The 23780-nt window shown below is 69.6% G+C and carries 20 protein-coding genes; 10 read left to right on the top strand and 10 right to left on the bottom strand.

Features of this window, described 5'->3' with window-relative positions; all coding sequences use genetic code 11:
- Nucleotides 1-178: 178 nt before the first annotated feature.
- Together TsocGM_RS26105 and TsocGM_RS16780 are read left to right on the top strand one after the other, a co-directional pair.
- Nucleotides 179-1441 carry a hypothetical protein gene (locus tag TsocGM_RS26105; RefSeq protein WP_158633596.1) on the top strand — a complete coding sequence of 421 codons (1263 nt, stop codon included), beginning with the start codon at nt 179-181 and terminating at the stop codon, nt 1439-1441.
- 243 nt (nt 1442-1684) lie between these two features.
- Entirely contained in the window at nt 1685-2314 is a 630-nt protein-coding gene (locus TsocGM_RS16780; protein WP_126726613.1) for a hypothetical protein, read from the top strand.
- Nucleotides 2315-2397: 83 nt separating this feature from the next.
- Here TsocGM_RS16780 and TsocGM_RS16775 read toward each other — a convergent pair whose 3' ends face one another.
- The 4 genes from TsocGM_RS16775 to TsocGM_RS16760 all read right to left on the bottom strand — a co-directional run bounded on the left by TsocGM_RS16775 (nt 2398) and on the right by TsocGM_RS16760 (nt 7614).
- Nucleotides 2398-2922, bottom strand: a complete 525-nt coding sequence (locus TsocGM_RS16775) for a TPR end-of-group domain-containing protein (RefSeq protein WP_126726612.1) — start codon at nt 2920-2922, stop codon at nt 2398-2400.
- Between the two features lie 207 nt (nt 2923-3129).
- A complete protein-coding gene (locus TsocGM_RS16770; RefSeq protein WP_126726611.1) occupies nt 3130-4317 on the bottom strand; it encodes an ADP-ribosylglycohydrolase family protein in 1188 nt (395 codons plus the stop codon).
- A 515-nt stretch (nt 4318-4832) separates the two neighbouring features.
- Nucleotides 4833-6104, bottom strand: coding sequence for a Gfo/Idh/MocA family protein (locus tag TsocGM_RS16765; protein WP_233578976.1), 1272 nt, complete (start codon nt 6102-6104; stop codon nt 4833-4835).
- Nucleotides 6105-6876: 772 nt separating this feature from the next.
- The gene (locus TsocGM_RS16760; RefSeq protein WP_126726609.1) at nt 6877-7614 is read right to left on the bottom strand and encodes a 3-keto-disaccharide hydrolase; all 738 of its coding nucleotides are present in this window, start codon (nt 7612-7614) and stop codon (nt 6877-6879) included.
- A 421-nt stretch (nt 7615-8035) separates the two neighbouring features.
- Here TsocGM_RS16760 and TsocGM_RS16755 point away from each other — a divergent pair, with 421 nt between their 5' ends.
- From TsocGM_RS16755 to TsocGM_RS16740, 4 genes are all read left to right on the top strand, one after another.
- Entirely contained in the window at nt 8036-8995 is a 960-nt protein-coding gene (locus TsocGM_RS16755; RefSeq protein WP_233578975.1) for an LOG family protein, read from the top strand.
- 217 nt (nt 8996-9212) lie between these two features.
- A complete protein-coding gene (locus TsocGM_RS16750; protein ID WP_126726608.1) occupies nt 9213-10418 on the top strand; it encodes a hypothetical protein in 1206 nt (401 codons plus the stop codon).
- A 126-nt stretch (nt 10419-10544) separates the two neighbouring features.
- Nucleotides 10545-10871 (top strand): hypothetical protein, encoded by a 327-nt coding sequence (locus TsocGM_RS16745; RefSeq protein WP_126726607.1) that lies wholly within the window; start codon nt 10545-10547, stop codon nt 10869-10871.
- A 234-nt stretch (nt 10872-11105) separates the two neighbouring features.
- Complete coding sequence (locus tag TsocGM_RS16740; protein ID WP_126726606.1) at nt 11106-11789, top strand: 3-keto-disaccharide hydrolase; 684 nt, start codon at nt 11106-11108, stop codon at nt 11787-11789.
- A gap of 28 nt (nt 11790-11817) precedes the next feature.
- Here TsocGM_RS16740 and TsocGM_RS16735 read toward each other — a convergent pair whose 3' ends face one another.
- The 6 genes from TsocGM_RS16735 to TsocGM_RS16710 form a co-directional block, all read right to left on the bottom strand.
- Nucleotides 11818-13992, bottom strand: coding sequence for an alpha/beta hydrolase family protein (locus TsocGM_RS16735; protein WP_126726605.1), 2175 nt, complete (start codon nt 13990-13992; stop codon nt 11818-11820).
- A 35-nt stretch (nt 13993-14027) separates the two neighbouring features.
- Complete coding sequence (locus TsocGM_RS16730) at nt 14028-14966, bottom strand: ABC transporter permease (protein WP_126726604.1); 939 nt, start codon at nt 14964-14966, stop codon at nt 14028-14030.
- Complete coding sequence (locus TsocGM_RS16725; RefSeq protein ID WP_126726603.1) at nt 14963-15865, bottom strand: ABC transporter ATP-binding protein; 903 nt, start codon at nt 15863-15865, stop codon at nt 14963-14965. Before TsocGM_RS16725 ends, TsocGM_RS16730 begins: the two co-directional genes overlap by 4 nt.
- Nucleotides 15866-16464: 599 nt before the next feature.
- The gene (locus tag TsocGM_RS16720) at nt 16465-17295 is read right to left on the bottom strand and encodes an MIP/aquaporin family protein (protein WP_126726602.1); all 831 of its coding nucleotides are present in this window, start codon (nt 17293-17295) and stop codon (nt 16465-16467) included.
- Nucleotides 17296-17399: 104 nt separating this feature from the next.
- Complete coding sequence (locus TsocGM_RS16715) at nt 17400-17843, bottom strand: thiol-disulfide oxidoreductase DCC family protein (RefSeq protein WP_126726601.1); 444 nt, start codon at nt 17841-17843, stop codon at nt 17400-17402.
- Nucleotides 17844-18153: 310 nt separating this feature from the next.
- Nucleotides 18154-18732, bottom strand: a complete 579-nt coding sequence (locus TsocGM_RS16710; RefSeq protein WP_126726600.1) for a sulfotransferase family protein — start codon at nt 18730-18732, stop codon at nt 18154-18156.
- 237 nt (nt 18733-18969) lie between these two features.
- Between TsocGM_RS16710 and carA the strand changes: the two genes are divergently transcribed.
- From carA to TsocGM_RS16690, 4 genes are all read left to right on the top strand, one after another.
- Nucleotides 18970-20124, top strand: a complete 1155-nt coding sequence (gene carA, locus TsocGM_RS16705) for a glutamine-hydrolyzing carbamoyl-phosphate synthase small subunit (RefSeq protein ID WP_126726599.1) — start codon at nt 18970-18972, stop codon at nt 20122-20124.
- A 250-nt stretch (nt 20125-20374) separates the two neighbouring features.
- A complete protein-coding gene (locus tag TsocGM_RS16700) occupies nt 20375-21682 on the top strand; it encodes an adenylosuccinate synthase (RefSeq protein ID WP_126726598.1) in 1308 nt (435 codons plus the stop codon).
- Nucleotides 21683-21744: 62 nt separating this feature from the next.
- Complete coding sequence (uppS, locus tag TsocGM_RS16695) at nt 21745-22533, top strand: polyprenyl diphosphate synthase (RefSeq protein WP_126726630.1); 789 nt, start codon at nt 21745-21747, stop codon at nt 22531-22533.
- 257 nt (nt 22534-22790) lie between these two features.
- On the top strand, nt 22791-23690 hold the full coding sequence (locus tag TsocGM_RS16690; RefSeq protein ID WP_233578973.1) for a phosphatidate cytidylyltransferase: 900 nt from the start codon (nt 22791-22793) through the stop codon (nt 23688-23690).
- The last annotated feature ends 90 nt before the right edge of the window (nt 23691-23780 follow it).

Raw genomic sequence — 23780 nt, 5'->3', positions numbered from 1 at the left:
CGAGTTTCCGGATTTCCCGGTCCCGATTGCGCCGGTTCAACGCTTACAATGGGGAGGGAATGGACGTCCCCGGTCCGTCTGTTGGGAGCGACCGGGGGGCAGCATACGTCTCCAACCAAGCGGCTCGTGTCGGCAGGCCCCTTCTCTATCCCCGTCGTTCGAACGGAGGACAACCGGGATGACTCGCATCCATGCTCATCTGGTCCTGGGCGGTGTGGCCCTGGCCGCTGCGGTCTTGACGCTGACGACGCCGGCGACGGCGCAGGTCCGACGAAATGTCGGCAACGCCCCCCCCGCTCCCGCCGAGTCCCAGGCCCGGCCGACCGAGCCGGCCGCGGCCGCGCCATCGATTCCTCCGGCTCGCGGCTCCCAGGAGGAGACGGAGGACGATCAGGAACGTCCGCGTCCTCCGGTCGACCCCGAGATGGTCGCCCGGATCGTTGAGATGCGCGGGCCGATGTGGCTGCTCGAGCAGGAGGCGGTGCGTCAGGAGCTGAAGATTACTGACGCCCAGTTCGAGAAGCTCAAGGAAGTCAACTCCAAGATGGAGGAGACCCGGCGCGAATCCATGGAGCAGTTTCGGGAGCAGATGCGCCAGCAGTTCGGCCAGCAACAGGGTGGCCCTGGCGGCGCCCCTGGCGGTGGTGCTCCGGGCGGCCGGGGTCCTGGCGGGCCGGGGGGTGGCTTCCCTGGCGGTCCGGGCGGCTTCCCCGGCGGACCGGGTGGCTTTCCCGGCGGTTTCCCCGGCGGGCCCGGGGGCGGGCCAGGCGGCTTCCCCGGCGGTGATGCCTTCCGGACGATGATGCAGCAAATGCAGCAGCAGGCCGACATGGCCGTGGCCTCGGTCCTGAGCAAGGACCAAGTCAAGCGGCTCAAGCAGATCATCCTTCAGGCCAAAGGCCCGATGGCCGTGACCGAGCCGGAATTGCAGGCCGCGCTGCAGCTGATGCCGGTGCAGATCGAGCAGATCGCGATGATCAAGCAGGAGATGGAAACCAAGCAGCAAGTCACCAACAACGCCCGCCGAGAGCTGTTCGGCGCCGTGTTCGGCCGGGGCCGCAACCAGGGCGGTCAGCAGGAGCAGGGCGGCAACCAGCAAGGCGGGAACGAGCCGCCCCAGCAAGGTTCCGGCGGCCAGGATGATCAGAACGACAACAACCGGGGACGCGGACGGTTCCAGATCGATCCCGAGACCCAGGCCAAAATGGACGAGTTGCAGTCGCAGAGCGAGCTCTACGAGAAGGAGGCGATCAAGAAGATCGGCCAGGTGCTCACCCGTTCCCAGATCTCGCAGTATAATAAGCTCATCGGTGAGAAGTTCGACTTCTCCCAGATCGACATGAGCACCGCTGGCCGCGGCTTCGGCGGCGGACGAGGCGGCTTCGGCGGCTTCGGCGGCTTCGGCGGCGGCCGTGGGGGGCGAGGGGGCCGCGGCGGCTGAGTCTCGCGCTGAGGCTCACGATCGATCGAAGGGGCTCGTTCACAGACGCCGGGGTCGGGGGCCAGCTTCCCCCTCCCCGGCGTCGCTCGTTTCCGGGGAGGAAGACGCGACTGGGGTTCCCCGCCAGAGCGTCCCGTCGTATAAGGCGAGGCCGGACCCGGGGACAGGACTGGCCGTCGGAGGCGGCCGGAGGAAACCGGACGGTCACCGAGCCGAGCCCGACGGGCGGAAGGAGTCGGCCCCATGTGGATCGGAGTGATTGCGCTGGTCTTCGCGATGCCCCCCGGGCCCTCCAGCCCTCAGGGGCCCCCCCCCGAGAGGTCGGTGGCCTGGCAGTTGCCCGACGAGGCCCTTGGGAGCCGGATCACGCCGATCCTGTTGCTGAGCCGGCCCGACGTCCGCCGGGAGCTGGAGATGGGGCCCGAACAGGAACTGGCGGCGAAGCAGGCGATCGACGAACTCTACCGCCGGGCCGCCGCCCTGCGCGGCCAGACGGGACCCGAGGCGGTGGCCGCCCGAGGGGCCGTGGACTCGGCCGCCCGCTCCTGGATCGCTGAGCATCTCACCGAGACGCAGCGGGAGAGGCTTGGCCAGATCGACCTGCAATGGGAAGGCCCCTCGGCTCTGGTCGACCGAGCCGCGATCGCGGCGAGCCTGAACCTCTCGGACGAGCAGCGTCGTCAGATTGCCGAGGCCGTCGCCCGCCCCCCCTCGCCGGGGGAAGGGCCGATCGATCGCCACCGTCGCCGGCACCGGGAAGCGGCCCTGGCCCTGACCGACGAGCAGCGGCTGCGATGGCTCGCGATGCTCGGACCGCCCTTCGAGCCGGACCCCGTCACCATCGCGGGAGTACCTCGGCCGAACGGGGGGTGAGGAGACGCGTCGCTGACGCTCACGACGACCTGTCGGGAAGGTCAGCCGATGGCGTCCCGCCGATTCGCGTCGGGAACCCGGAATCACCCGGATCGAGACGGGCCGAGGACGAGGCGGCGGAAGCTCGGATTGGAGCGAACGGGGTCGAAGTCGGGCTCGGAGTCGATCATCGCCCGGTAGTGGGGGGCGATCGCCAGGGCGGCTCGAAGCTCCTCTAGGCACTTGACCGGGTCGCCCGCGAGGCTCCAGTAGCAGGCGAGATTGTAGCGGATCAGGGCGTTGTCGGGGTGGTGGCGGCGGGCGCGGTCGAGGGCGTCGATCGCCTGGGCGAGCCGGTGGGTCCGCTTGTAGCACCAGCCCTGGGCAATCGCGACGTGCAGGGAATCGGGTCGGAGTTTGGCCGCGACGTCCAGGGCGGCCAGGGCCTCGCGATACCTCCCCAGTTCGCGGAGCGCCTCACCCGTCAGGTAGCTGGCCTCGAACTGGACGGTGGCCCACTCGCTGCGCGACTGGAGGATCTCCAGCGCATGGGAGGGCATCCCCAGCTCGAGGAACCCTTCGGCCTCGAGGAGGCGGCGGACGATCGGGTCGGTCATCGTGGTGGGCATGGCACGGCACCCTCGGCCTGATCCGCGGGGTTGTCGCAGGAATTCTATCCCACGCGATTGGCCCGGAAAAGTCGCGGGACCAGGGGGGAAGATCCGAGTGGGGCGGAGTGGGAGCTGGTGCGGCGGAGGAGCCGGGCCGGGGAGAGCTCAGGGGGATGGCGGGAGGCGGGTGACGGCGGGGGGCCCGAGGGGCCCCCCCGAGCAGACTTAGTCGGTACGGGGGGTGAACTGGGAGCCGGCATTGGGTGAGGGAGGGGCCTTGAAGCTCTCCCGACTGGAGTGTTCGAGAGCGCTGAGCGCACGTTCCGTCTCGACGAGGTCGGGAATCTCGAGGACGGCGTCCGGCCCGACAGCGAGCGCCTCGGCGCGGCGCTCAATGCCCACGCGATTGTGGAGCCCTTCGAGCCAGCGCTCGGGGATGGCATCGACGCCGAAGTGGGCGCCGGCCATGGCGCCGAGGATGGCGCCGGCGGAGTCGGCGTCTCCGCCGAGGTTGACGACCTCGGTGAGGGCCTCCTCGAAGGTGTCGGTCGTCAGCAGGACATAGAGGCAGGTCGGGATGCAGGCGGGGGGAAAGCCCATGGTCGGCCGCTTGCAGGAGGGCCGGGCGCCGTGGGCGTTGGCCTCGTCGATCAGAGCGTGGTGGGCGTCGGCCCGGGAGAGCTCCAGCAGGGGTTCAACATTGGCGATGGCGCGGGAGAGGCTTCGGCCGTACTCGGGGATCGAGTCGACGGCATGAGCGAGGCACTCGGCGATCCTGCGTTCGGCGAGGGCGACATCCCCGGCGACTCGGAAGAGGAGGCTGGGGGACTTCTCCTCGCCGCCGAGCAGACGGCGCACGGCCGAGACGACGGCCATGGCACCGGCGAGACTGCGGATGTCGCGGTGGGTCATCAGGCTGGCGGCCATCACGGCCTCGAAAAGGCCGTCGGTGTCGTTGAAGAAGGCGATGGCGACCGGGGCGATCCGCATGGCGGCGCCGATGCCGGCGGAGTCTTGCCCGCATTCCAGCGGGGGCCGGCCGCGCTCGAGCTCCTCGAGCACCTGGCGGAAGCTCCGGCCGACCCCACGGTGGGCGCCGGCATGGCCGTTGCGCGGCGTGGCCAGGGCGAGGTAGAGGGCGGCCAGGCAATCGGGGTCGACGGTGCCGCAACGGAGAATCACGTCGCAGAGGGCGAGGGCCTGCTGGGTGTCATCGGTGTAGAGCCCGGGCAATCGCCAGCGATAGGGCTTGCGCTTCCAGGCGCGGACGCCATCGACGTAGTCGACGACCGTGCCGTAGTGAGCCCGGATTTGCTGGGGGCTGAGCCCCTCGAGCGGGGCCCCCAGGGCGTCGCCGACGGCCAGGCCGAGCAGGGTTCCTCGGACCCGGTCGAGGTTGGTCGACAGCGGCATGCGGATTGGCTCCTTGCGTCCCCCCCTCGCCGGGGCGAGGGGGTTTGGATCGGCTTCGGTCGGGACGGGCCGGCCCTCGGGGACCGTCGGCAGTGCGCCGGCATGGGAGCGGAGGCAGGCCGACTCCCGATGGCTCCGGGAGAGGGCCGGATTGGAGGCCCCCCGCCTCCCGGTGTCAGTGTCCGAGTCAGACATGGCGTGCCTCGCGATCGCGGCCCAACCCGCGCGACGTGTCGTCATCCATCGGCCGGCGCCGAGGGTGGCGGTGAGCCCCGCTCCCAGCGATCCCCGGGACCGGCCACCCGCCCTGTCGCGACCGATGAGACCCGACCCGCCGGGGGAACCGGACCCCGCTCGACGGCCGTTCGATTTCGCTCGCCACGGACGCTCTCCTCCCTTCGGCACCCAATTCGGGCGCCGATGCTTCTTCAACAAACCGTATTCCAGGCCCGGGGCCGACCCACTGGCTCGCCACCGGCCGGGCCGATGCGCTTGATCTCGACGGGGCCGAGCGATCAGATGTCCAGCGCCCAGGGCTTCCGGTAGGGCCGGGAGAGCATCGCTCCGGCCTCCGAGTCACCAGGAATCGTCTCTCGATCGGGATCCCATCGGATCGAACGACCGAGCCGGGCGGCGATATTCCCCAGGTGGCAGAGGGTCGCCGAGCGGTGCCCGACCTCGACGTCGCAAATCGGTCGGCGTCGCTCTCGGATGCAATCGATCCAGTTCTGGTGGTGGTCGCGACTCTCCTCCAGGCGGACGGCGTCCGGACCGCTGGGCTCGGAGAGCAGCTCCTCCGGGTCGGCCTGGAGCCGGCCCCGGGCGACGAAGATCGAGCCCTCGGTTCCTTCAAAGCGGATGCCGCTGGGGTCGCCCAGCCCCTGGCGACAGCGCACCCGGACGCCGTCGTCATACGTGTAAACGACTTCGCTTGTCCGGGGCACCTCATACCATCCCTCGGGGTGGTACTCGACCGAAACCGGCTCGACGTGAACCGGGCCGGAGTCATCCCGGCCAAGGGCCCACTGGACGATGTCGAGGTGGTGGGCCCCGAAGTTGGTCATCTGGCCGCCGGAGTAGGGCCAGAAGAATCGGAAGAGGTAGTGGACCTGCTTGGGGTTGTACGGCCGGTCGGGGGCGGGCCCGAGCCAGAAATTGTAGTCGAGGGCGGCGGGAGGCTCCGCGTCGGGGACGGCGGGGCCGTCGAAGTTGACGCCGGGCAGACCGACGGTGATCGATCGGATGGTCCCGAGGCGGCCGTTGCGGACGGCCTCGGCGGCGCGGCGGAACTCGGGAGCGGAGCGCTGCTGAGAGCCGGTCTGCACGACCCGGTCGTGTGTCCGGGCGGCGGTGGCCATGGTGCGGCCCTCGGCCACCGTCAGGCTCAGGGGCTTTTCGCAGTAGACGTCCTTGCCCGCCTGGCAGGCGTGGACGGTGGGCAGGGCATGCCAGTGGTCGGGGGTGGTGATGAGCACCGCGTCGATGTCGGGTCGGTCGAGCAATTCCCGATAGTCGTGGAACGAGGGGACAACCCGGCCGAGGCGGTCGGAGACGAGATTCGAGGCGGCGGCGAGCACGTCCCGGTCGACGTCACAGAGTGCGGCCACCTCGGCGTCGTCTCGGGAGAGGAGGGCCTTGAGATTGTTCGTCCCCTGGTTGCGGACCCCGATGAAGCCAACGCGGACTCGATCGGCGGCGCCGAAGGCTCGGGCCGGGACGAGGGCGGGAAAGGCCCAGGCCGAGGCCCCCAGGCCGGCGGCCCGGCCGAGGAATCGACGGCGACTCAACCCTCGGTGCTCATCGCTGGTCATCTGGGTCTTCTCCATCATCGGGCCGGGAGGAACCACTCGATCGCTCCGATCCGCCGGTCCGATCGCCGGCCAATTCGCCGTCCTGCCATTGGTCGCGCGAGAGGACCTCTGGCGGGCGGGATCCGGGGGCCGGTGATCCCTCCAGGACCGGTCCTGCGGAGGCCCGTTCGTGGGCCTTGCCGACCGTTCGGGAGGGCTCGATCCGGGGGCCGGGGCGACGCGATCGGGCCCAGCCGGGGCCTCGTCGTGGGGACGAGTCTCCGGTTCGGGTTGTTCGGAGTTCACTGGGAAAGACGGATCCGGACGGGTTGCGTTGCGGTTCGAGACGTCGTCGATGATCCGAACATCCGGGTCGCGATTGGCTGGGAGCCCCCTCGAGTCCGGAAGTCAACCTCCCCGGAGTGGGAGGGCGGGAATCGTCGAAGCGGATGGGTTCGGGGGACGGCTCCGAGGCCTACGGGTGTCGATCGGCCCGCCCCCCTGGTGCCGGGCGATCGGGCTCGGCTCCGGCCTCGGCACGGGGGGCGAGGTCGGACGGAAGGGGGCCAGGGCGGACGTCGGACGAGGGGGCCGGCCGAGGCCGGCGGGTCGGTCCCGACGCGGGGTCGCGACGGGCAGGGACGACGATCGTGCCGGGCGTCGGCCGGGTCGAGTCGACTCGGGAGGCGTCGGCCGGGTCGGTCGGGACGTGGTCCAGGGCCGCGCTCATGGGCATGCATCAATCCCGGGGTTCCCCTGGTGATCGGCGTCAATCGTCGATCGGCAGGAGCCAGATATTTCGATACTGGACCGGGTTCGTGTGATCCTGCAGGTGGAGCGGGCCGGGGGTGCTGGGGTCGCCGCCGAGGCCGGCCCGGGTGTTGTCGACCGGGATGGCCACGTCGTCCTGGATCAGCGTGCCGTTCTGGTAGACGGTGATCCGGGCGGGCTCGACCTTCTCGCCGTTCCGGAAGACGGGGGCGCGGAAGTCGATGTCGTAGCTTTGCCAGACGGTCGGCGCCTTGCAGGCGTTGACGAGCGGGGCGGCCACCTCGTAGATCGCGCCGCAGTCGTTGGATTGGGGATCGGAGATGCCGTAGCTGTCAAGCACCTGGACCTCGTAGCGACCCTGATTGTAGACGCCGCTGTTGCCTCGTCCCTGGCCGGATTCGTCGGGCATGTAGGGGACCCGGAACTCGACATGAAGCTTGTAGCGGCCGCCGAAGCGCTGGTGTGTCATGATACCGAACTCGCCGCCGCGGGCGGGGGCCTGCATCGCGCCTCCTTCAACGAGCTGCCAGGCCGGGGGCTGGCCGTCGATCTGGACCCAGTGGTCGAGGCTGGTGCCGTCGAACAGCACGATGGCCCCCTCGGGAGGAGGCGTGGGCGAGACGTCCTGTCGGTCCTCGGGTCGGGCAACGTCCAGGTCGCCGAGGTCCCCGTACTGGGCGAAGCTCGTCCCGGCAAGGGCGAGCACGAGGCATCCGATCCCGATCGTCGACCGCATGGTCTGTAGCTCCACGGAGTCGTCGGAGGGGGCCGGGGGGGGGCCAGGGGCCCCTCGTCCGGCGATCGGTTCATCCTGATGGTCGGGCCAGGCGGCGTCAAGCCATCTCCGGCGGGTGCGGCGGGAGGGCGGTTGCGGCGGGGTCGAAGCGGGGGACGCAAGCGTAAGGTCTGGGAGGAGTTGAGCCCGACTCGCGTTTTCCCGGCGTGGGAGTGGGGCGGGGGAGACTCGACGACGCCTTGCCTTCAACGGTCGTATGTTTTTTAGATGTCTTTATTGGGTTGGATTTGCGGCGCCCGGGGACGCGGACGCCCGGCCCGCGTATGATTCCGAGAGGGCGAGGCCCCGGGGCCGATCGGCCCGGAGGGGGCGGATCCAACACTCAGGGGAGCCCCGGCGCCCGGGGCGACGGAGACGACGTATGAGCCGCCGCGATCGCGAGGAGGTCCCGGACAGACAGATTCACGACGGCGGGCGTGTCGATCCGATCGGCATGCCGCCGGTTGGGCCCGAGGGCGGGGGGCCGCCCGACCTGGCTTCGCTTCGGGAGCGGCACTCCCGCGCCCAGAGGCACCGGAGGCCGACCGAGGATGAGGAGCTGCTGAACCATCCGAGGCCCGAGGCCCCCTCCCCCATCGCCCCCGAGCAAGGGCGGTTCACCCACACCGACCCTTGGCGGGTGCTCCGCATTCAGGGGGAGTTCGTGATGGGGTTCAACGCCCTGGCGGAGGTCGGGGCGGCGGTCGCCGTCTTCGGCTCGGCCCGGATTGCCGAGGGCCACCCCTGGTACGAGGCGGCCAGAGAGCTGGGGCGTCGCCTGGCCGCCACCGGCTTTGCCGTCATTACGGGGGGGGGCCCGGGCATCATGGAGGCGGCCAACCGGGGGGCCTCGGAGGCCGACGGGCTGTCGATCGGCTGCAACATCGAGCTGCCGTTCGAGCAGCAGGGCAACCCGTATGCGAACCTCGCGGTCAACTTCCGATACTTCTTCGTCCGCAAGACGATGTTCGTGAAGTACACCGAGGGGTTCGTGATCTTCCCAGGCGGCTTCGGCACACTGGACGAGCTGTTCGAGGCCCTCACCCTGGTACAGACCCGCAAGATCAGCCGCTTCCCGATCGTCCTCTACGGCTCGAATTACTGGCGCGGGATGCTCGACTGGATCGAATCGACGATGCTCGCCGAGGGGCTCATCTCGCCCGAGGACCTGAATCTGCTGATCGTGACCGACTCCCTCGACGAGATCTGCCAGACGCTGGTGGACTGCTACAACCACCGCTGCTGGGACACCTGGAAGCGTTCCGAAGGGGCCCGGCTCGATGCCGATCCGCCGGGAGCCCCCCTCTCGGCGCCGGACCCGAGGAAGGCGGACGCGGAGTAGAGCGGGGAGGGCATTCCCTCGAAGACCCAGGGGAGGAGAGACGGGGCCCGGGATCGGGGTGGGCCTCCCATCCGTCGGCCATCCGATTCGGAGGGATCGATGCCCGATCCGATCCCGACGGCCCGACCACCTTGCCATCCTCCGCCGAGGGCGGGGACAATGGAGGGATCGACGACCAATCGCCCCGGAACCGCGAACCGAAAGCCCCTGAGGACCGATGAACGACGCGACGCTCAAGGACCGGGTCGATGACGATCTCGTGTTCGAGGAGCTTGACCGGGCCCTCGCCGAGGGAGGCCCGATCGCCGCGGCCGATCGGCTCATCGCTCGGCTGGATTCGGGCGACGACCCGAGGGCGCTGCTCGACGCCCTCTTGCTGAAGGCCCGGCTGGAGCTGGGCCTGCCCGCCCTGCCCCCGAGCGGGCTTTCGGGCCTGCCCGAGCCGCAGCGATCGCGGTATGAGGATCGCTACATCGAGGCCCTGCGCGCCGTGGGGCGGAAGCGCCTGGAAGCCGGGGACATCCTGGGCTGCTGGCCGTACTTCCGGGCCATCGGCGAGAAGGAGCCCGTGGCCGAGGCGATCGAGGCGGTCGACCCGGCCGCCACCGACGCCCAGGTGCTGGGGAACCTCATGGAACTGGCCCTGCAGCACGGGGTCAACCCCCGCCGGGGGTTCGAGCTGGTCCTGGAGTCCTACGGGCCGTGCTCGGCGATCACCGCGTTCGAGCAGCTCCCGCCGGATGAGGAGATCCGAGCCCCCTGCGCCGACCGGCTGGTCCGACACCTGCATGACCAGCTCCGGTACAGCCTGCGCGTCGAGATCAGCCGTTCCGGACGCCCGGAACCGCCGGAGTCGGCGTCGATCCCGGAGCTGCTGGAGGGGAACGACTGGCTGTTCGACGACGACTCGTATCACATCGATACGTCTCACCTGGCGGCCGTTGTCCGCATGTCCCCCCTGCTCCGCGACCCGGAGACGATTCGGCTGGCGGTCTCCTTGACCGAGTACGGCCGTCGCCTCAGCGACCGGCACCGGTATGAGGGGGACCCGCCGTTCGAACTCCTGTACGAGGACCATGCGATTTATCTGCGGGCGCTGCTTGGCGAGGACGAGGACGCCGCCGTCGCCCACTTCCGCGCCAAGCTCTCGGCGCCGGGCTCCCACGGCAACGACCTGGCCGCCACGCTGCCGGCCCAGATCCTCGTTCGCCTGCTCGATCGTCTCGGCCGCCGCGAGGAGGCCATCCCGCTGGCCGCGGAGCACCTCCGAGGAGTGCCGGAAACCATGCTCCTCTGCCCGGGGCTCGTGCAGCTCTGCCGGGAAGCGGATCGCCCCGATCTCCTGGCCCGGTTCGCTCGATCGGGGGGCGACCTCGTTTCGTACGCGGCGGCGATCGCGCAGCGGTCCCACGGTGGAGGGTGAGCGGCCTGAGGGGAGAATGGGTCGAGGGGGGGGCCGGCATGCCGGATGGCTGAAGCGGGAAGCCGGCTGATCGACCGCATCCCGTCCCCGACCCTGCCCCCAGTCCCTTGCACGGGAGAGCGACTGATGCCCGGGAACAGCGACCCCGACGCGAGGGAAGTCGACCGAGTGGATGCGCTGGTCACAGTGAGCGATCCAAACCGGATCGACGAGTTCCTGGCGCGTTGCGTGGAAGGATCGGCCTGGGCCGTCCACATCCGGACGGCGGACGTGGAGGCGACCGTCATCCGAAGGCATCCACTAGCGTCGCTGAGCGAGCGGGACTGCACCTGCATCCGGTTCAAGCTCGCGCTGCCCGTGCCGGTCGAGCCGGGCCTGAGATTCCGGGTCACCGATCTGGACGATCCGAGTCTCGAGGCGGCGGCGATTGTTCGGCCGTGGGGATCGACCTGAGGCGGCGAGGGAGCGTCCGTCCGGGGGCGAGGGAGCCGGATGCCGATTGCCGGATGATCGGGAGAGGGAGCCGGACTCGGGGATTGTGCCGGGCGGGGGCGCTCCGGCATCATTCAGCGTTCATCTCCCTCGGGATGACGCCGTTTGCTCCGTCGAGTCGAGCCACGGTTCCCGCCATCGCGAAGCCGACGGGCGACCTCGCCTCGCCCGGAGGCCCTCGGAGGACCGCGTCCCATGATGAGCCCCGCGCTGCCCTGCCTGATCGCCGTCGCCCTGCTCGGCGGCGACGACGCACCAACATCGGTCCAGGAGGGGGACGCCGGTCTCCTGCCCCTCTTCGACGGCGTCTCGCTCGACGGCTGGGAACGCTTCGGCGGCCGGAATCCGGAAGCGTGGCGGGTCGAGGACGGCGCGATCGTGATGGATGGCGAGGGAGGCGGCTGGATCGGCACGAGGAGGGACTACGGCGACTTCGAATTGAGGCTCCGGTTCCGGATCGTCGAGCCGGGGAGCAACTCGGGAGTCTACCTGAGGGCTCCGGCGGATACCTCACATATCTCCCGGACCGGGATGGAGATCCAGATCCTCGACGACCCGCATCCGAGATACGCCTCGATCCAGCCTTGGCAGCGCTGCGGTTCGCTCTACCACGTCGCCCCGGCCGAGCCCGGCCACCTGAAGCCGGTCGGCGAGTGGAACGACCTGGCAATCCGACTGGAAGGCCCCCGCCTGGCGATCCTCCTGAACGGGGCGACGGTCGTTGACGACCGGCTCGATCAGCATCCCGAGCTGGAGGAGGAGCATACCGGCCTGAAGCGGACCGCCGGCCGGATCGGCTTGCAGTGCCACGATGGCCGGGTGGAGTTCAAGGACCTGAGCGTTCGGGAACTGGGATCGCCCCGGGCCGACGGAGGCTGAACGGGACGATCCCTCAGGGTGGCCGCCGTCAGGGCGCTTCGAGGCCGACGATCCGGGGGAGGAGTCCGGTCCCGAGCGATCGGGCGGCCTCGATGACCCAGGAATATGCACCGGGCTCGTCGCCTTGGATCAGGACGAGACGAGGGCCGAGCAGCGCGACGGCCTGGGGCGGGTCGAGCACCCGGGAAAGGTTGAGGAAGGCGGGCCCGTCCCGGATCGAGGAGGGCGGGTCGAAGAGCGCGACCATCACGACCGAATCCTCGGGCTCGAAGACAGCGGCCCAGAGGGCGACTGGCACGGCCTCGCCCCGGGCGTAGAGCACGAACCGGGGGGACTCGGCTCCGAGGCCGGCCTCGGGGGAGGCGAGGGCGCCGAGAGCGCGGCGGACATCGAACGCACGCATGCCGTCAAGCGTCTGGCCGAGGAGGGCGAAGCGGCGACGGATGTGGGTGTCCTGCCGGCCGTCCTCCCACGAGGAGGGTCCGACCCCTCGAGGGAGGACGATTGCCAGCGGGCCGGGGTCGGCGGCGGCGGCGAGCAGGAAGAGGAAGGGATGCTCGCTCAGGATCTCCTGGGGAGACTGCGGGTCCTCGATCCGGGCCAGGAGCTGGCGGAGTTCGTCCTGTTGAGCGTCGTCGGCTCGGCCCTCGATGAGCTCGACCCAAGGGAGGAGGTCGTCCCAGGAGTCCTCGCCGAGGACGAGCACGCGGGCCGGGCCGGCGGGGGCATCCTGATTGGCGGGCCAGGTGAGGTAGGCGCGAAGGCGGATGCCGGGTTGGGCGGTGAAGTCGATCGCCCGGGCGCGGCGATCAAGGACGGGAACCTCACGCTCGAAGGCGATCTCCGCGTCGAGGGGACCGGCGGCGTCCTCGTCGGGCCAGCCGGCGAAGACCTCGGTGCGGAGGAGGGACATCCAGCGATCCCGGAGGATCTGCCATTCCGATTCGGTGGCGGGGACGGGAGGGGGCTCGGCGGCGGGGACGAACGACTCGTCGATGGAGGCGTTGCGGGAATCGGCGGGGATGGGCTCGTCGGGTTCGAGCACTTTGAGCAATTCGATGGGCACGTGGCGGTCGGGCTCGTCGATGTCGGCAGGGTCGGTCGGCTCACCCTTGAGCCAGGTGTTCATGAAGGCATAGGAAGGGTGGCGGATCTCCTCGGTATCCTGGTGGCCTCCCTCGCCGACGACAAGGCCGAGGCGGTCGGAGGCGTCGTACCAGGAGTAGACCTTTTGTAATTGCTCATAGATGCGGCGGACGCCGGCCTCGGGGAAGATGGGGTCGCGGTCGGTGTTCTCGACCAGCAGGGGCTTGGGGGCGACCAGGGCGGCGACCACGTCGAAGTCCCAGCGGTCGGTGTTGACGAGGTACATGCAGTCGCAGTGCCCCTCGACGACTCCATTGGGGTAGTCGCCGGTGGGGCCGCCCTCGACAAGGTGGTCGTGCAGGTCGGTGATGCCGGCCACGGGGATGACCGCGGCGAGGCGGTCGTCGACGGCGCCGAGGTACCAGGAGATCGCCCCCCCGCCGGATCGGCCGCTGACCCCGATGCGATCGGGGTCGACCTCGGGGCGGGACTGCAAGTAATCGACGGCTCGGATGGCGTTCCAGACCTCGATCCCGGTGGGGGTGTAGCCGAGCGACTGCCACCACCATTTCCCCTCGCGGTAGGTGCCGTGGTGCAGGCCGGGGATCTCGCCGAGCTGGAGGGTGTCGACCACGAGGCAGACGTAGCCGTTGGCGGCGTACCACGCGGCGTGGTGCTGATAATGGGCCTTGCACCCGTAGATCACGCCGTCCTGGACCACACTGGCGTGACCACAGACATAGAGGACGGCCGGGAGCTTCCCGTCAACCTGCTTCGGCCGGTAGAGGTTCGCGGTGACGTACAGTCCGGGGGAAGACTGGTAGAGCAGGCGTTCGACGACGAAGTCGGGACGCTCGACCGTGCCTCGGATCTCGACCTTCAGGTCGGTCCGCTCGGGTATCGGGTCGAGGCCGATCATCGAGCGAAGCCGGCGCTGGAGCTCAGGGCGGCGGGCCTGCCACTGATCGAGCGAGTCGATGCCAAGCAGCGGCTCGGTGGTGATCCGGTCGACCTCGGCCAGGAAATACTCGGCCAGGGGTGGGTCGTCGGCCGATCGGGCCGTCGTCGAGGCGAGGACGGCGAGGGGGATGAGCAGCAGGGCCGGCGTCCGGGGCATCGTCGCGTTCCTCCGGTCATTGAGGGGTGGAGCGGTTAGCCGCTGTTGCTGGGTAGGTCGCGGCGGGAGAAGGCGAGCAGGGCGAGCAGCCCTCCGGCGGCAAAGATGCCGAGGAGGATCGAGAGGTCGGTATACTGCTCGCTCGAGCCCTCCAGGGTGATGCCCACAGGGGCGTAGTACTGGAAGACGGAGAGGTCGGCCGTCCACTCGTAGTCTTCGTACTGACGGGCGAAGATGAGGGCGGCGATGCCGGCGAGTGTGATTCCCAGACCGATGATGCCGGCGCGGGCCCGGGACAGGTCGCTGGCGGAAATCGGCAGCGTATAGCCGAAGACCGCCAGCCCGAGGGCCGCGAGCGAGGCGACCATCGGCAGGTAGTCCGCAGGCGAAGGGGGCTCGTTCAGCCGGAAGAATTGGTCGGAGACGAGGTGCCCGGCGGCGATCGACAGGCCGAGCACGCCGAAGACGACAACGGCGGCAAGGAGCTGCGCCAGCATGTAGGTCGACCGGCGGACAGGACGGGAGAGGGTCAGGTCGAGCGTGCCGCGTTCGATCTCGCCGGCCACCGCCGCCGAGGCGCGGCCGATCCCCCAGCCGAGCACGACGAGAAAGACGAGCGGGTGATTGGCCATTGCCACCTGCATGAGCAGGGTGGGTGTCTGGTCGGGGGGCAGGCCGAGGACGCGATCGCCCGGAACACCGAACGCGACGTAGACCTGGGGGCCGGGACGTCCTCTCCGTCGACGTCGGCGCGAGGCGTCATCCGTCGGCTCTTCGGTCGGCGAGGCGTCGCCATCGTTGACCTCGGCCGAGGGGGCGGCGGGAGGGGACTCCTCGGGGGTCTCTTCCCGGAACTGATACTCGGAGATGCCCCAGTTCCAGAGCAGGGCGAGCCCGAAGAAGGCCGCGGCCGAGAACAGGAGCGACCACCGCGTCTCGCCGAGCTGCCGGCGGGCAATTGTAAGCACGGTCATCGGCGGTCCTCGGCATCGGCCTCGGCGTTGGGTCCGTGGTAGCGGTCGTAGAGGGTGCGGAGATCCTCGGTGCCGATCGCCAGGTCGGCCACCGGCTGGGAATGGAGCCAGGAGAGCAGCGGGCCGACGGCCCCTCGATGCTCGAGGAAGAGGACCTCTCCGTTGCGCTCTCGGACCGAGAGCTGCAGCTCCTCAGGGAGCGATTCCGGCGGGGTCCCCTGGAAGCGGAGAAGCAGCAGGCGGAGGTTGCGCCGGCGCTCGTGCATGTCTTCCACGTGCATCAGCCGGCCGCGCCGCATGATGGCGACGCGGTCGGCGACCTGTTCGACCTCCGAGAGGACGTGGCCGGAGAAGATGACCGTCTGGCCGGCCTTCCTCGCCTCGGCGACGAGCCCGAGGACGATGTTGCGGGCCGATGGGTCGAGGGCCGAGGTCGGCTCGTCGAGGATCAGCACGTCGACCGGGTCGGCGAACGCCTGCGCCAGGGCGAGCTTCTGCTTCATGCCGGTGGAGAAAGTGCGGACCTTCTTGCTCAGGTCCAGCCCCATGACTCGCTCGGCCAGGGCGACGGCCCGGTCCAGCCCGACCCCGCCCCGGAGCGCGTTGAGGTATTTCAGCAGCTGGTATCCCCGGGCCGCGCCCGGCAGGCGGACCTCTCCTGGCAAGTAGGAGACGCGGCGGCGCACCTGCAGGCTCTCCCGCCAGCAATCGAAACCGGCGACCGCGGCGGAGCCGCTCGACGGCCTCAGCAGGCCGAGGATCATGCGGATCGTTGTCGTCTTGCCCGATCCGTTCGGTCCCAGCAGGCCGAAGACCTCGCCGCTCCTGACCTCCATCGACACGTCCCGGACGGCCGGGAACTTGCCGTAAGACTTGGTCAACCCCTCGGTGACGATCATCCTCGATCCCGCCCCCTCGTTCCGCCGCCCGGGGCCCCGTCTCCGCCGACGGGGGAGCGGCTCCCGGATCGCCCCATTGTCGGCCCGGACACAGGGAAACACAACGCACCGGGGAACCCACGGTCGATCGGATCATCGAGATGGGCGCACGTCGGCTCGGGTTCCGGGCGGGCGACTCCTCAGGGGCCCCCGGAGTGGCGCCGAGATCACCCCCTGGAGGACGGAAACGGACGCGATCCGGCAGAGCCGTCGCCCCGGCAGGAACCGGTGGCGACGTCCCCCTCGTCTCTTCGGACGAGGAGGGAGGAGGTCCCTGCGAGCGGAACGACGCTCCAGGGACGTGCCGCCCGGCGTTCCGATCGCCGGGCCTGGCCCTCGACGCGGAGCCCCTGAAGAGGGATGCCGGGGAGTCGGATCGGTTTCCGCCACCGGCCGGGGAGCGAGTCCGAAGACGGATCCGGTGAGTGCGGGCCATCGCCCGCCTCCCCCTCCGTGTTTTTATCTGTTTTTTTTTTGTTCTGTATTGCTTTGTTCTGTATTGCGTCGCGTCGTCTTGATGGAACGTCTCGTCCCTGTCGACGGGACGTATCCGGGGCCGGTCAGGACACGATGCGGCCGGCGGGGGCGGGCTCCGACTCCTCGGGAAGGTGGGGGTGGACCAGCAGGTCGTAGGCGAGGATGCCCAGAACACCCCCGATGAGGGGGCCGACGATGGGGATCCAGAAGGAGGCGTCGTGCGTCCGGAAGACGGCGGGGCCCCAGCCGAGGAGGGAGGCGGCGAGGCGAGGGCCGAGATCGCGGGCGGGGTTGATGGCGTAGCCGGTCAGGCCGCCGAGTGAGAGTCCGATGGCGAAGACGAGCAGGCCGTTGAGCAGGGGCTCGAAGTAATCGCGGAAGTGGACGTTACGGCGATCGGATAGAGTGCGGACGCCGAGCAGGAGGACGAAGGTGCCGAGGATCTCGCTGAAGAGGCTTCGCCAGGAGACGTCGAAGGCCGGGGTGGTGAAGAAGACGCCGGCTCCGCCAGCGGCCGGACCGGCGAGGCGGCCGTCGACGAGAACGCCCCGGGTGATCCCGTTCTCCGACTCGAAGGCTCGGAAGGCCTCGGCGTAGTCGACGTAGACGAGCAGCGCCCCGACGAAGGCGCCGGCGAGCTGGGCCGCCCAGTACGCGGGGACCCGGGGCCAGGGGAACTGCCCTCGGGAGGCCAGCGCCAGGGTGACCGCCGGGTTGATGTGGCCTCCGCTGAGCCGGCCGCTGAGGGAGACGCCGAGCATCACGGCCAGGCCCCAGCCGGTCGTGATGACGATCCAGTCGGCCTGCTTGCCCAGCAGGACCACGGAGGCGACGACCCCGTCTCCAAGCAGGACGAGCAGCGCGGTGCCCAGGAACTCGCCGATCAGGGCGGACTTCAACGGAGGCTGATTCATGATCTTCGCACGATGGGGGAGAGTTGGGTCGGGATCGGGGCAACGTACCAGACCCGATCCGGCCCGAACATGGCCTTCTCCCCCCTCTCAAATGCGCAGGGAGCTCAGGGCAGGAGCCGAGCCCGCTCCCGGGGAGTGGGGAGTCGGCAGGCCTCGGCTCGGCCGAACCAGCGGTATCGGCGGCGGGCGACGAGGTCGTAGGAGAGGTCGCGCAGGGGACGGGGGACGACCAGCGCGAGGCGGGCGAGGAGGGAGTACGGGAACCGGAGGATTCTCAGAACGCGGAGCACGGCGGAGGAACGGTCGTAGAGCCGGCCGCCGTCGAGCAGCAGCACGGTGGAGAGGTCGGGGGGGGCCTGGTCGGGGCAGCGGTCTCGGAAGGTGCTCCCCTGCAGGGGGGCCAGGAGGATGCGACCGTCGGGGTCGTGGTCCAGGACGAACTGGACGAAACGGTTGCAGAGGCCGCATTCGCCGTCGTAGAAGGCGATCGGCGTCTCCGCCCTGGCGGAGTCGGGGGAGGCGGCCCGGGGCTCGGCGGTCGAGGGCATGGGAGGGCCTCGTCGGTCGCGCTGCGGTTCCGGCCCGCTCCGGTTCTGGTGCCGGTGGGCCTCGGGTCGATCCCCGGCGCGCATCCGGACCGGGTCCTGGAGGGATGAAACGCTCCGGGATTCCGATGAGAGCGTTCAGCCCCGTCCCGGATTGCTCGGTCGGAACGATCGAAGTGTCCGGGACGGGCAGAGGGCCCCTGACTCCGGCCCTCTCTCCACAGGGAGGGGAGCGGGAGATCGGGGCGTCCTCAGAGAATTATGGAGGACGGTCAAGCGATCTGGGGGGCGATGAGGCGACCAGGAGGAGCGGTCAGGAGCGGTCGGCGCGGTTGCGGTAGAGGTCGGGCTCAACGACGGCGGCCATGGCGGTGGTGTCGAGGATGCCGCCGAGGAAGTCGTTGATGGAGGCGAGGAGGGGGATCGGGTCGGAAACCATCCGGTTGTAGTCGACGTCGAGGAGCGACAGGTGGGGCTGGTTGGCGGCCCAGGCCTCGAACTTGGAGAGCTGGGAGCGGAAGAGGGCGGCCATCTTCTCGTCGGGGATCCCTCCGTCGTCGCGGCCGAGGCGGGAGAGCATCTTGCGCTGGGAGGCGAGGACCTCCTCCATGGCGCGTCTCATGAAGAGTACGCGGTATCGGCGGTTGGACGGGAGGTCGTAGAGGAGCTGGTAGACCATCTTGACGGCCTTGCCTTCGGCCTGTTCCAGCCAGGAGGGGTCGTCCTTGGTCTTCTTGGCGGGCTCGAACTCGTAATAGCCGCGGGGGTTGTCGACGTCGGCCTCGCGCACGGCGTCGGTCATCACCGGCAGGCCGCCGACATCCAGCATGCGCATCATCATCGAGGTACCGGAGCGGGGCAGGCCGGAGACGATCGTGACGAAGGATTCCATGGGGGGCTCCTCGATCCGGAAGCGGCCGATCCGTGGCCAGGCGGGATGACCAGAGTGTGGCCGGGCGGCTGGGGATTGGGAAGACCAGATCTCACGGAGGAGGGCCTCGAAATGCGGTGAGGAGCGGGGAGAAGCGGTCGAGGAGGGGCAAGTCCACTGGCCTCTTGGGGAGGGGGGCTGATACGATGATTCGACTCGACGAGAAGACCGGGATGAGCGGGGAGAGAAGCGACCGAGATGGGTATCGCGAAACTGGCCTTGGAAGACGGCTCGGTCTTCACCGGGCGGTCGTTCGGCGCGACCGGGGAGATCGACGGCGAGGTCGTCTTCAACACGAGCATGACGGGGTATCAGGAGATCCTGACCGATCCGTCGTACCACGGCCAGATCGTGGCGATGACCTACCCGCTGATCGGCAATTACGGGGTGAACCCCGAGGACGAGGAGAGCGCCCGCCCCTGGGTGCGGGGATTCGTCGTCCGGGAACTGAGCGGGTTGGCGAGCAACTATCGGTCTCGGGAAGACCTGTCGAGCTACATGGTCCGGCACGGCATCCCGGGCGTGGAGGGGATCGACACCAGGGCGCTGGTCCGCAGGATCCGGGAGATTGGCGCCATGAAGGGGATCCTCTCGACGACGGACCTGGACGACGCGAGCCTTGTGGAGAAGGCCAGGAACTCTCCCGGGCTGGTCGGACGCGATCTGACGACGGACGTGATGCCCGACACCGTCTCCCGATGGGAGTCGGGGTTCGAGGGCCCATCAGCCGATCTGATCCGGCGCTCTCAGATCGAGGGGGAGGCGGCTCCGGGAGATCGGTGCCACGTGGTGGCGCTGGACTTCGGGATGAAGCGGAACATCCCCCGCTACCTGGTCGAGGCGGGATGCCGGGTGACCATTGTCCCGGGCTCGACGGCTCCGGAGCGGATCCTGGAACTGGAGCCGGCGGGGATCTTCGTCTCCAACGGCCCTGGGGACCCCTCGGCGCTGGGGAAGGCGGTGGAGGACCTGCGGACGCTCGTCAAGTTGGCGGCGGAACGGCGGAACATCCCGATCTTCGGGATCTGCCTGGGGCACCAGTTGCTCGGGCAGGCCCTGGGGGCGAAGACGTTCAAGCTGAAGTTCGGCCACCGGGGGGCCAATCACCCGGTCCGGGACGAACGCACGGGGAAGATCGAGATCACCACGCAGAACCACGGCTTCGCGGTCGACACCAGGAGCCTCCCAAAGGACGTGGAGGTGTCGCATGTGAACCTCTACGACGGCACGCTCGAGGGGCTTCGGCACGCTCGGCTGCCGGTCTTCGCCGTGCAGTATCACCCGGAGTCATCGGCCGGGCCGCACGACAGCGGGCACCTCTTCGGAGAGTTCCGGAAGCTGATGCGGGGTTGACCGCCCCGGGAACGGAGACGGCCCGCCGGGTTGACGGTGACGGCCGCGAGCCGTATCGTATGATCCTTTCAATCATCGGGTTGCGGAAAACCAGGGTCGACCTTCGGAGTCGGGATCCTGGATGTCGGCAGTCGAGCCAGTCGATCCCCGGCCATCGACCGAGCCGCCGGGCGATCGCCCGGCTCCGGGACTGGATCGCCGGGATTCGACGACCCGGGGCACCCAGCCAGGCAATCACGGGAGAATGTCCGTGCCATCGACGTGCGTCGTCGGCTTGCAGTGGGGAGACGAGGCCAAAGGCAAGATCGTCGACGCCCTCTGCGACCGGCATGAGCTGGTCGTTCGCTACCAGGGGGGAGCCAACGCGGGCCACACCGTGGTCACGGGGGGGAAGACCTACAAGCTCTCGCTGCTGCCCTCGGGAGTCCTCCGGCCGGACATCACCTCGGTGCTGGGGAACGGACTGGTCATTCATCCTCCCACGCTCCTGGAGGAGATTGGACGACTGGCGGACCAGGGGGTCGACGTGGCGGGCCGTCTGGTCATCAGCGACCGGGCCCACGTGATCATGCCGTACCACCTGGTCGAGGAACGGCTGACCGAGGAGTCGAGCGAGGCGGCCGAGCAGCTCGGCACCACCCGGCGCGGGATCGGCCCGTGCTACCGGGACAAGGTGGGGCGGGTCCACGGCATCCGGATCGCCGACCTGTACCGCCCGGATCGATTCCGCGAGCAGGTCCGCCGAGCGGTCGAATTCAAGAATCGGTACCTCGCCGCCTTCCTGAAGGAGTTCGAGCCGCTGGACGCGCATCGGATTGCCGACGAGTACCTGGCCCTGGCCGCCCGGATGGAGCCGTTCGTGGGAGACGCGACGGATCTGCTCCACCGGGCCATGGCCGCGGGCAAGCGGCTCTTGTTCGAGGGCGCGCAGGGGTCGCTGCTGGACGTGGACCACGGCAGCTATCCGTATGTCACCAGCTCCAACAGCAGCGCGGCGGGGGTCTGGGCCGGCTCGGGGCTGCCCGCCCGGGCCGTCGACCGCTGGATCGGCGTGGTGAAGGCCTACACCACCCGGGTGGGCGAGGGGCCGTTCCCCACCGAGTTGCATGACGAGACGGGAGAGCGCATCCGTCGCGTTGGCAAGGAGTTCGGCACCGTGACCGGCCGTCCCCGGCGTTGCGGCTGGTTCGACGCGGTGGCGGCGCGCTACACCGCCCGGGTGTCGGGCTCGACCGAGTTGGCGGTGATGCTGCTCGATGTGCTCAGCGGCATCGACCGGCTGAAGGTGGCCGTCGCCTACGAGGATCCGTCCGGCCGCCGGGTCGATGCCTTCCCCGCGCACCTGGACCGATTGGCCCAGTGCCGGCCGGTCTTCGAGGAGCTACCCGGCTGGTCGGAGGACCTCTCCGGCGCCCGGAGTTGGTCGGACCTGCCGGGCAACGCCCGGGATTACGTCCGCTTCCTCGGGCAGCAATTGGGGATCCCGGTCGGGATCGTCTCCGTTGGGCCCGACCGGGAGCAAACAATTTGGACCGATCAGGGCCTCCCTTCCTCGTGATCGAGCCGAAGTCCGCCCCTCCCACCCGCCCGGTTCGGGGCAGGAGCACCTCAGGCGTGAGCATGCCGACTGAGACCTCGGAATCGACACAGCCCACGATCGACCCGAAGGACCTGCCCTCGGCGCAGCGTCCCCGGCACATCGCCATCATCATGGACGGCAACGGCCGCTGGGCGGAAGCCCAGGGCCTACCGCGCATCTTCGGCCACCGCAACGGGATCCGAAGCGTTCGCGCGGTGGTCGAGGAGGGCTGCCGCATCGGTCTGGGGCAGCTCACCCTCTACTGCTTCTCCAGCGAGAACTGGAAGCGACCGCAGCGGGAGCTGCGGTTCCTCTTCCGGCTGCTGCGGCACTTCCTGATCGTCGAGCGATCGGAGCTCATGGAGCAGAACGTGCGGCTGACGATGATCGGCCGCCGGGAGGGGCTCCCCGAGGACGTGCTGGTGGAATACGACCGAACCGCGGCGATGACCGCCGGGAATTCGGGGATGACCCTCTGTCTGGCCGTCAATTACGGCGCCCGGGCCGAGATCGCCGAGGCGGCCCGACGGCTCGCCCGGGACGCCGTCGCCGGGGTGATCGACCCGGGATCGGTGGACGAGGCGGCCTTCTCCTCGTACCTGTCGACCGCCGGCATGCCGGATCCCGATCTGTTGATCCGCACCGCCGGGGAGATGCGGCTGAGCAATTATCTCCTCTGGCAAGTCTCCTACGCCGAACTGCACGTCACCGAGGTGCTCTGGCCCGACTTCCGGGCCGAGCATCTGCGGCGAGCCGTGCTGGATTACGCCCGCCGCCCGCGCAAGTTCGGCGGCCTCCCCGGCCGGTCCCCGACGGAAGGAGCGGTCTAACGGCGCGGTCTGAGGTCGGATCAGGGAGCGGCGGAGAGCCTTCGGATCGAGCGAAGCGGCAGTCCCGCTCCATCGCGTTCCCCTCGAGGGCCTCGGATCGGTGCGATCCCGATGGGGATCGGAATCGGGATCGGGATCGAGCCGGGCTGGGGCGGGGCGGTGCGGCGAAGCGGCTGGCCGGCTAGATTGGGAGAAGGCGCCTCGCGGCGGGCAGGGCGCCGAGTCGGAGCGGATCGGCGAGGACCCCTGGTGCGACCATGCTGCTGACCCGGCTGCTGATCGGCATCCCCATGGCGGCGGCGTTCGTCCTGGTGCTGCTCGTCGACACGATCTACTTCGCCCCGTGGTTCCCGCTCTGGCTGCTGGCGATGATGGTGGTCATGGGGCTGGGGGCTCGGGAGATCAGCTCGCTGTTCCAGCAGACCAGCGCCCGGCCGGATCGCGAGCTGGTGATCGGAGGGGTGTTGGCGGTGGTGCTCTCGAACTGGGGGCCCCACCTCGTGGCCGAGCTGACCGGGCTGGACGACCGCCCCGGCGCGGCGGTTGAGGCGCTGGCCTGGCCGCTCTGGGCGTTCGTGGCGGTGGTGATGTTCACCTTTATCGCCCAGAGCGCTCGATTCGAGCACCCCGGGGGGACGATGGCGACGATCGCCGGCACGGTGCTGGCGGTGGCCTACGTCGGCCTGCTGGGAAGCTTCCTTGTGCAGTTCCGGTGGCTGGAGAGCCCGTATCGCGGCCTGGTGCCGCTGGCGGCGTTGGTCGCCACGGCCAAGGGGGCGGACATGGGTGCGTACTTTGCCGGGCGGGTGGCGGGCCGGCACAAGCTCTGGCCGAGGCTCAGTCCGAACAAGACGGTCGAGGGAGCCGTCGGGGGTATGGTCCTGGGGATCCTGTCCTCGGGGGCGGTTTTCGGGGCGGCCCGGCTGCTGTTCAACACGCCGGTGCTCAGCTGGGTCGAGGTGCTGGGCTTCGGCCTGCTGGTTGGCTCGGCGGCTCAGCTCGGGGACCTGATGGAGTCGATGATCAAGCGGGACTGCGAGCGCAAGGACTCCTCGGCCACCCTGCCGGGCTTCGGCGGGGTGCTCGACGTGCTCGACTCGCTGCTCTTCGCCGGGCCGGTGGCCTACGGCTATTGGCTGATCTTCGGGCCCCCCTGATCGCGGCCGGGATCCTCCTTGGGAGCTGCCGTTGCCTTCCCGCACCCCAGTTCCCAATAATACCGGGGTCGACTGTGCGCGGGTCGAAGC

This window comes from Tautonia sociabilis, from assembly GCF_003977685.1.
In the GTDB taxonomy this organism is placed as follows: Bacteria; Planctomycetota; Planctomycetia; order Isosphaerales; family Isosphaeraceae; genus Tautonia; species Tautonia sociabilis.
This window is presented reverse-complemented; position numbering and strand designations above follow the sequence as displayed.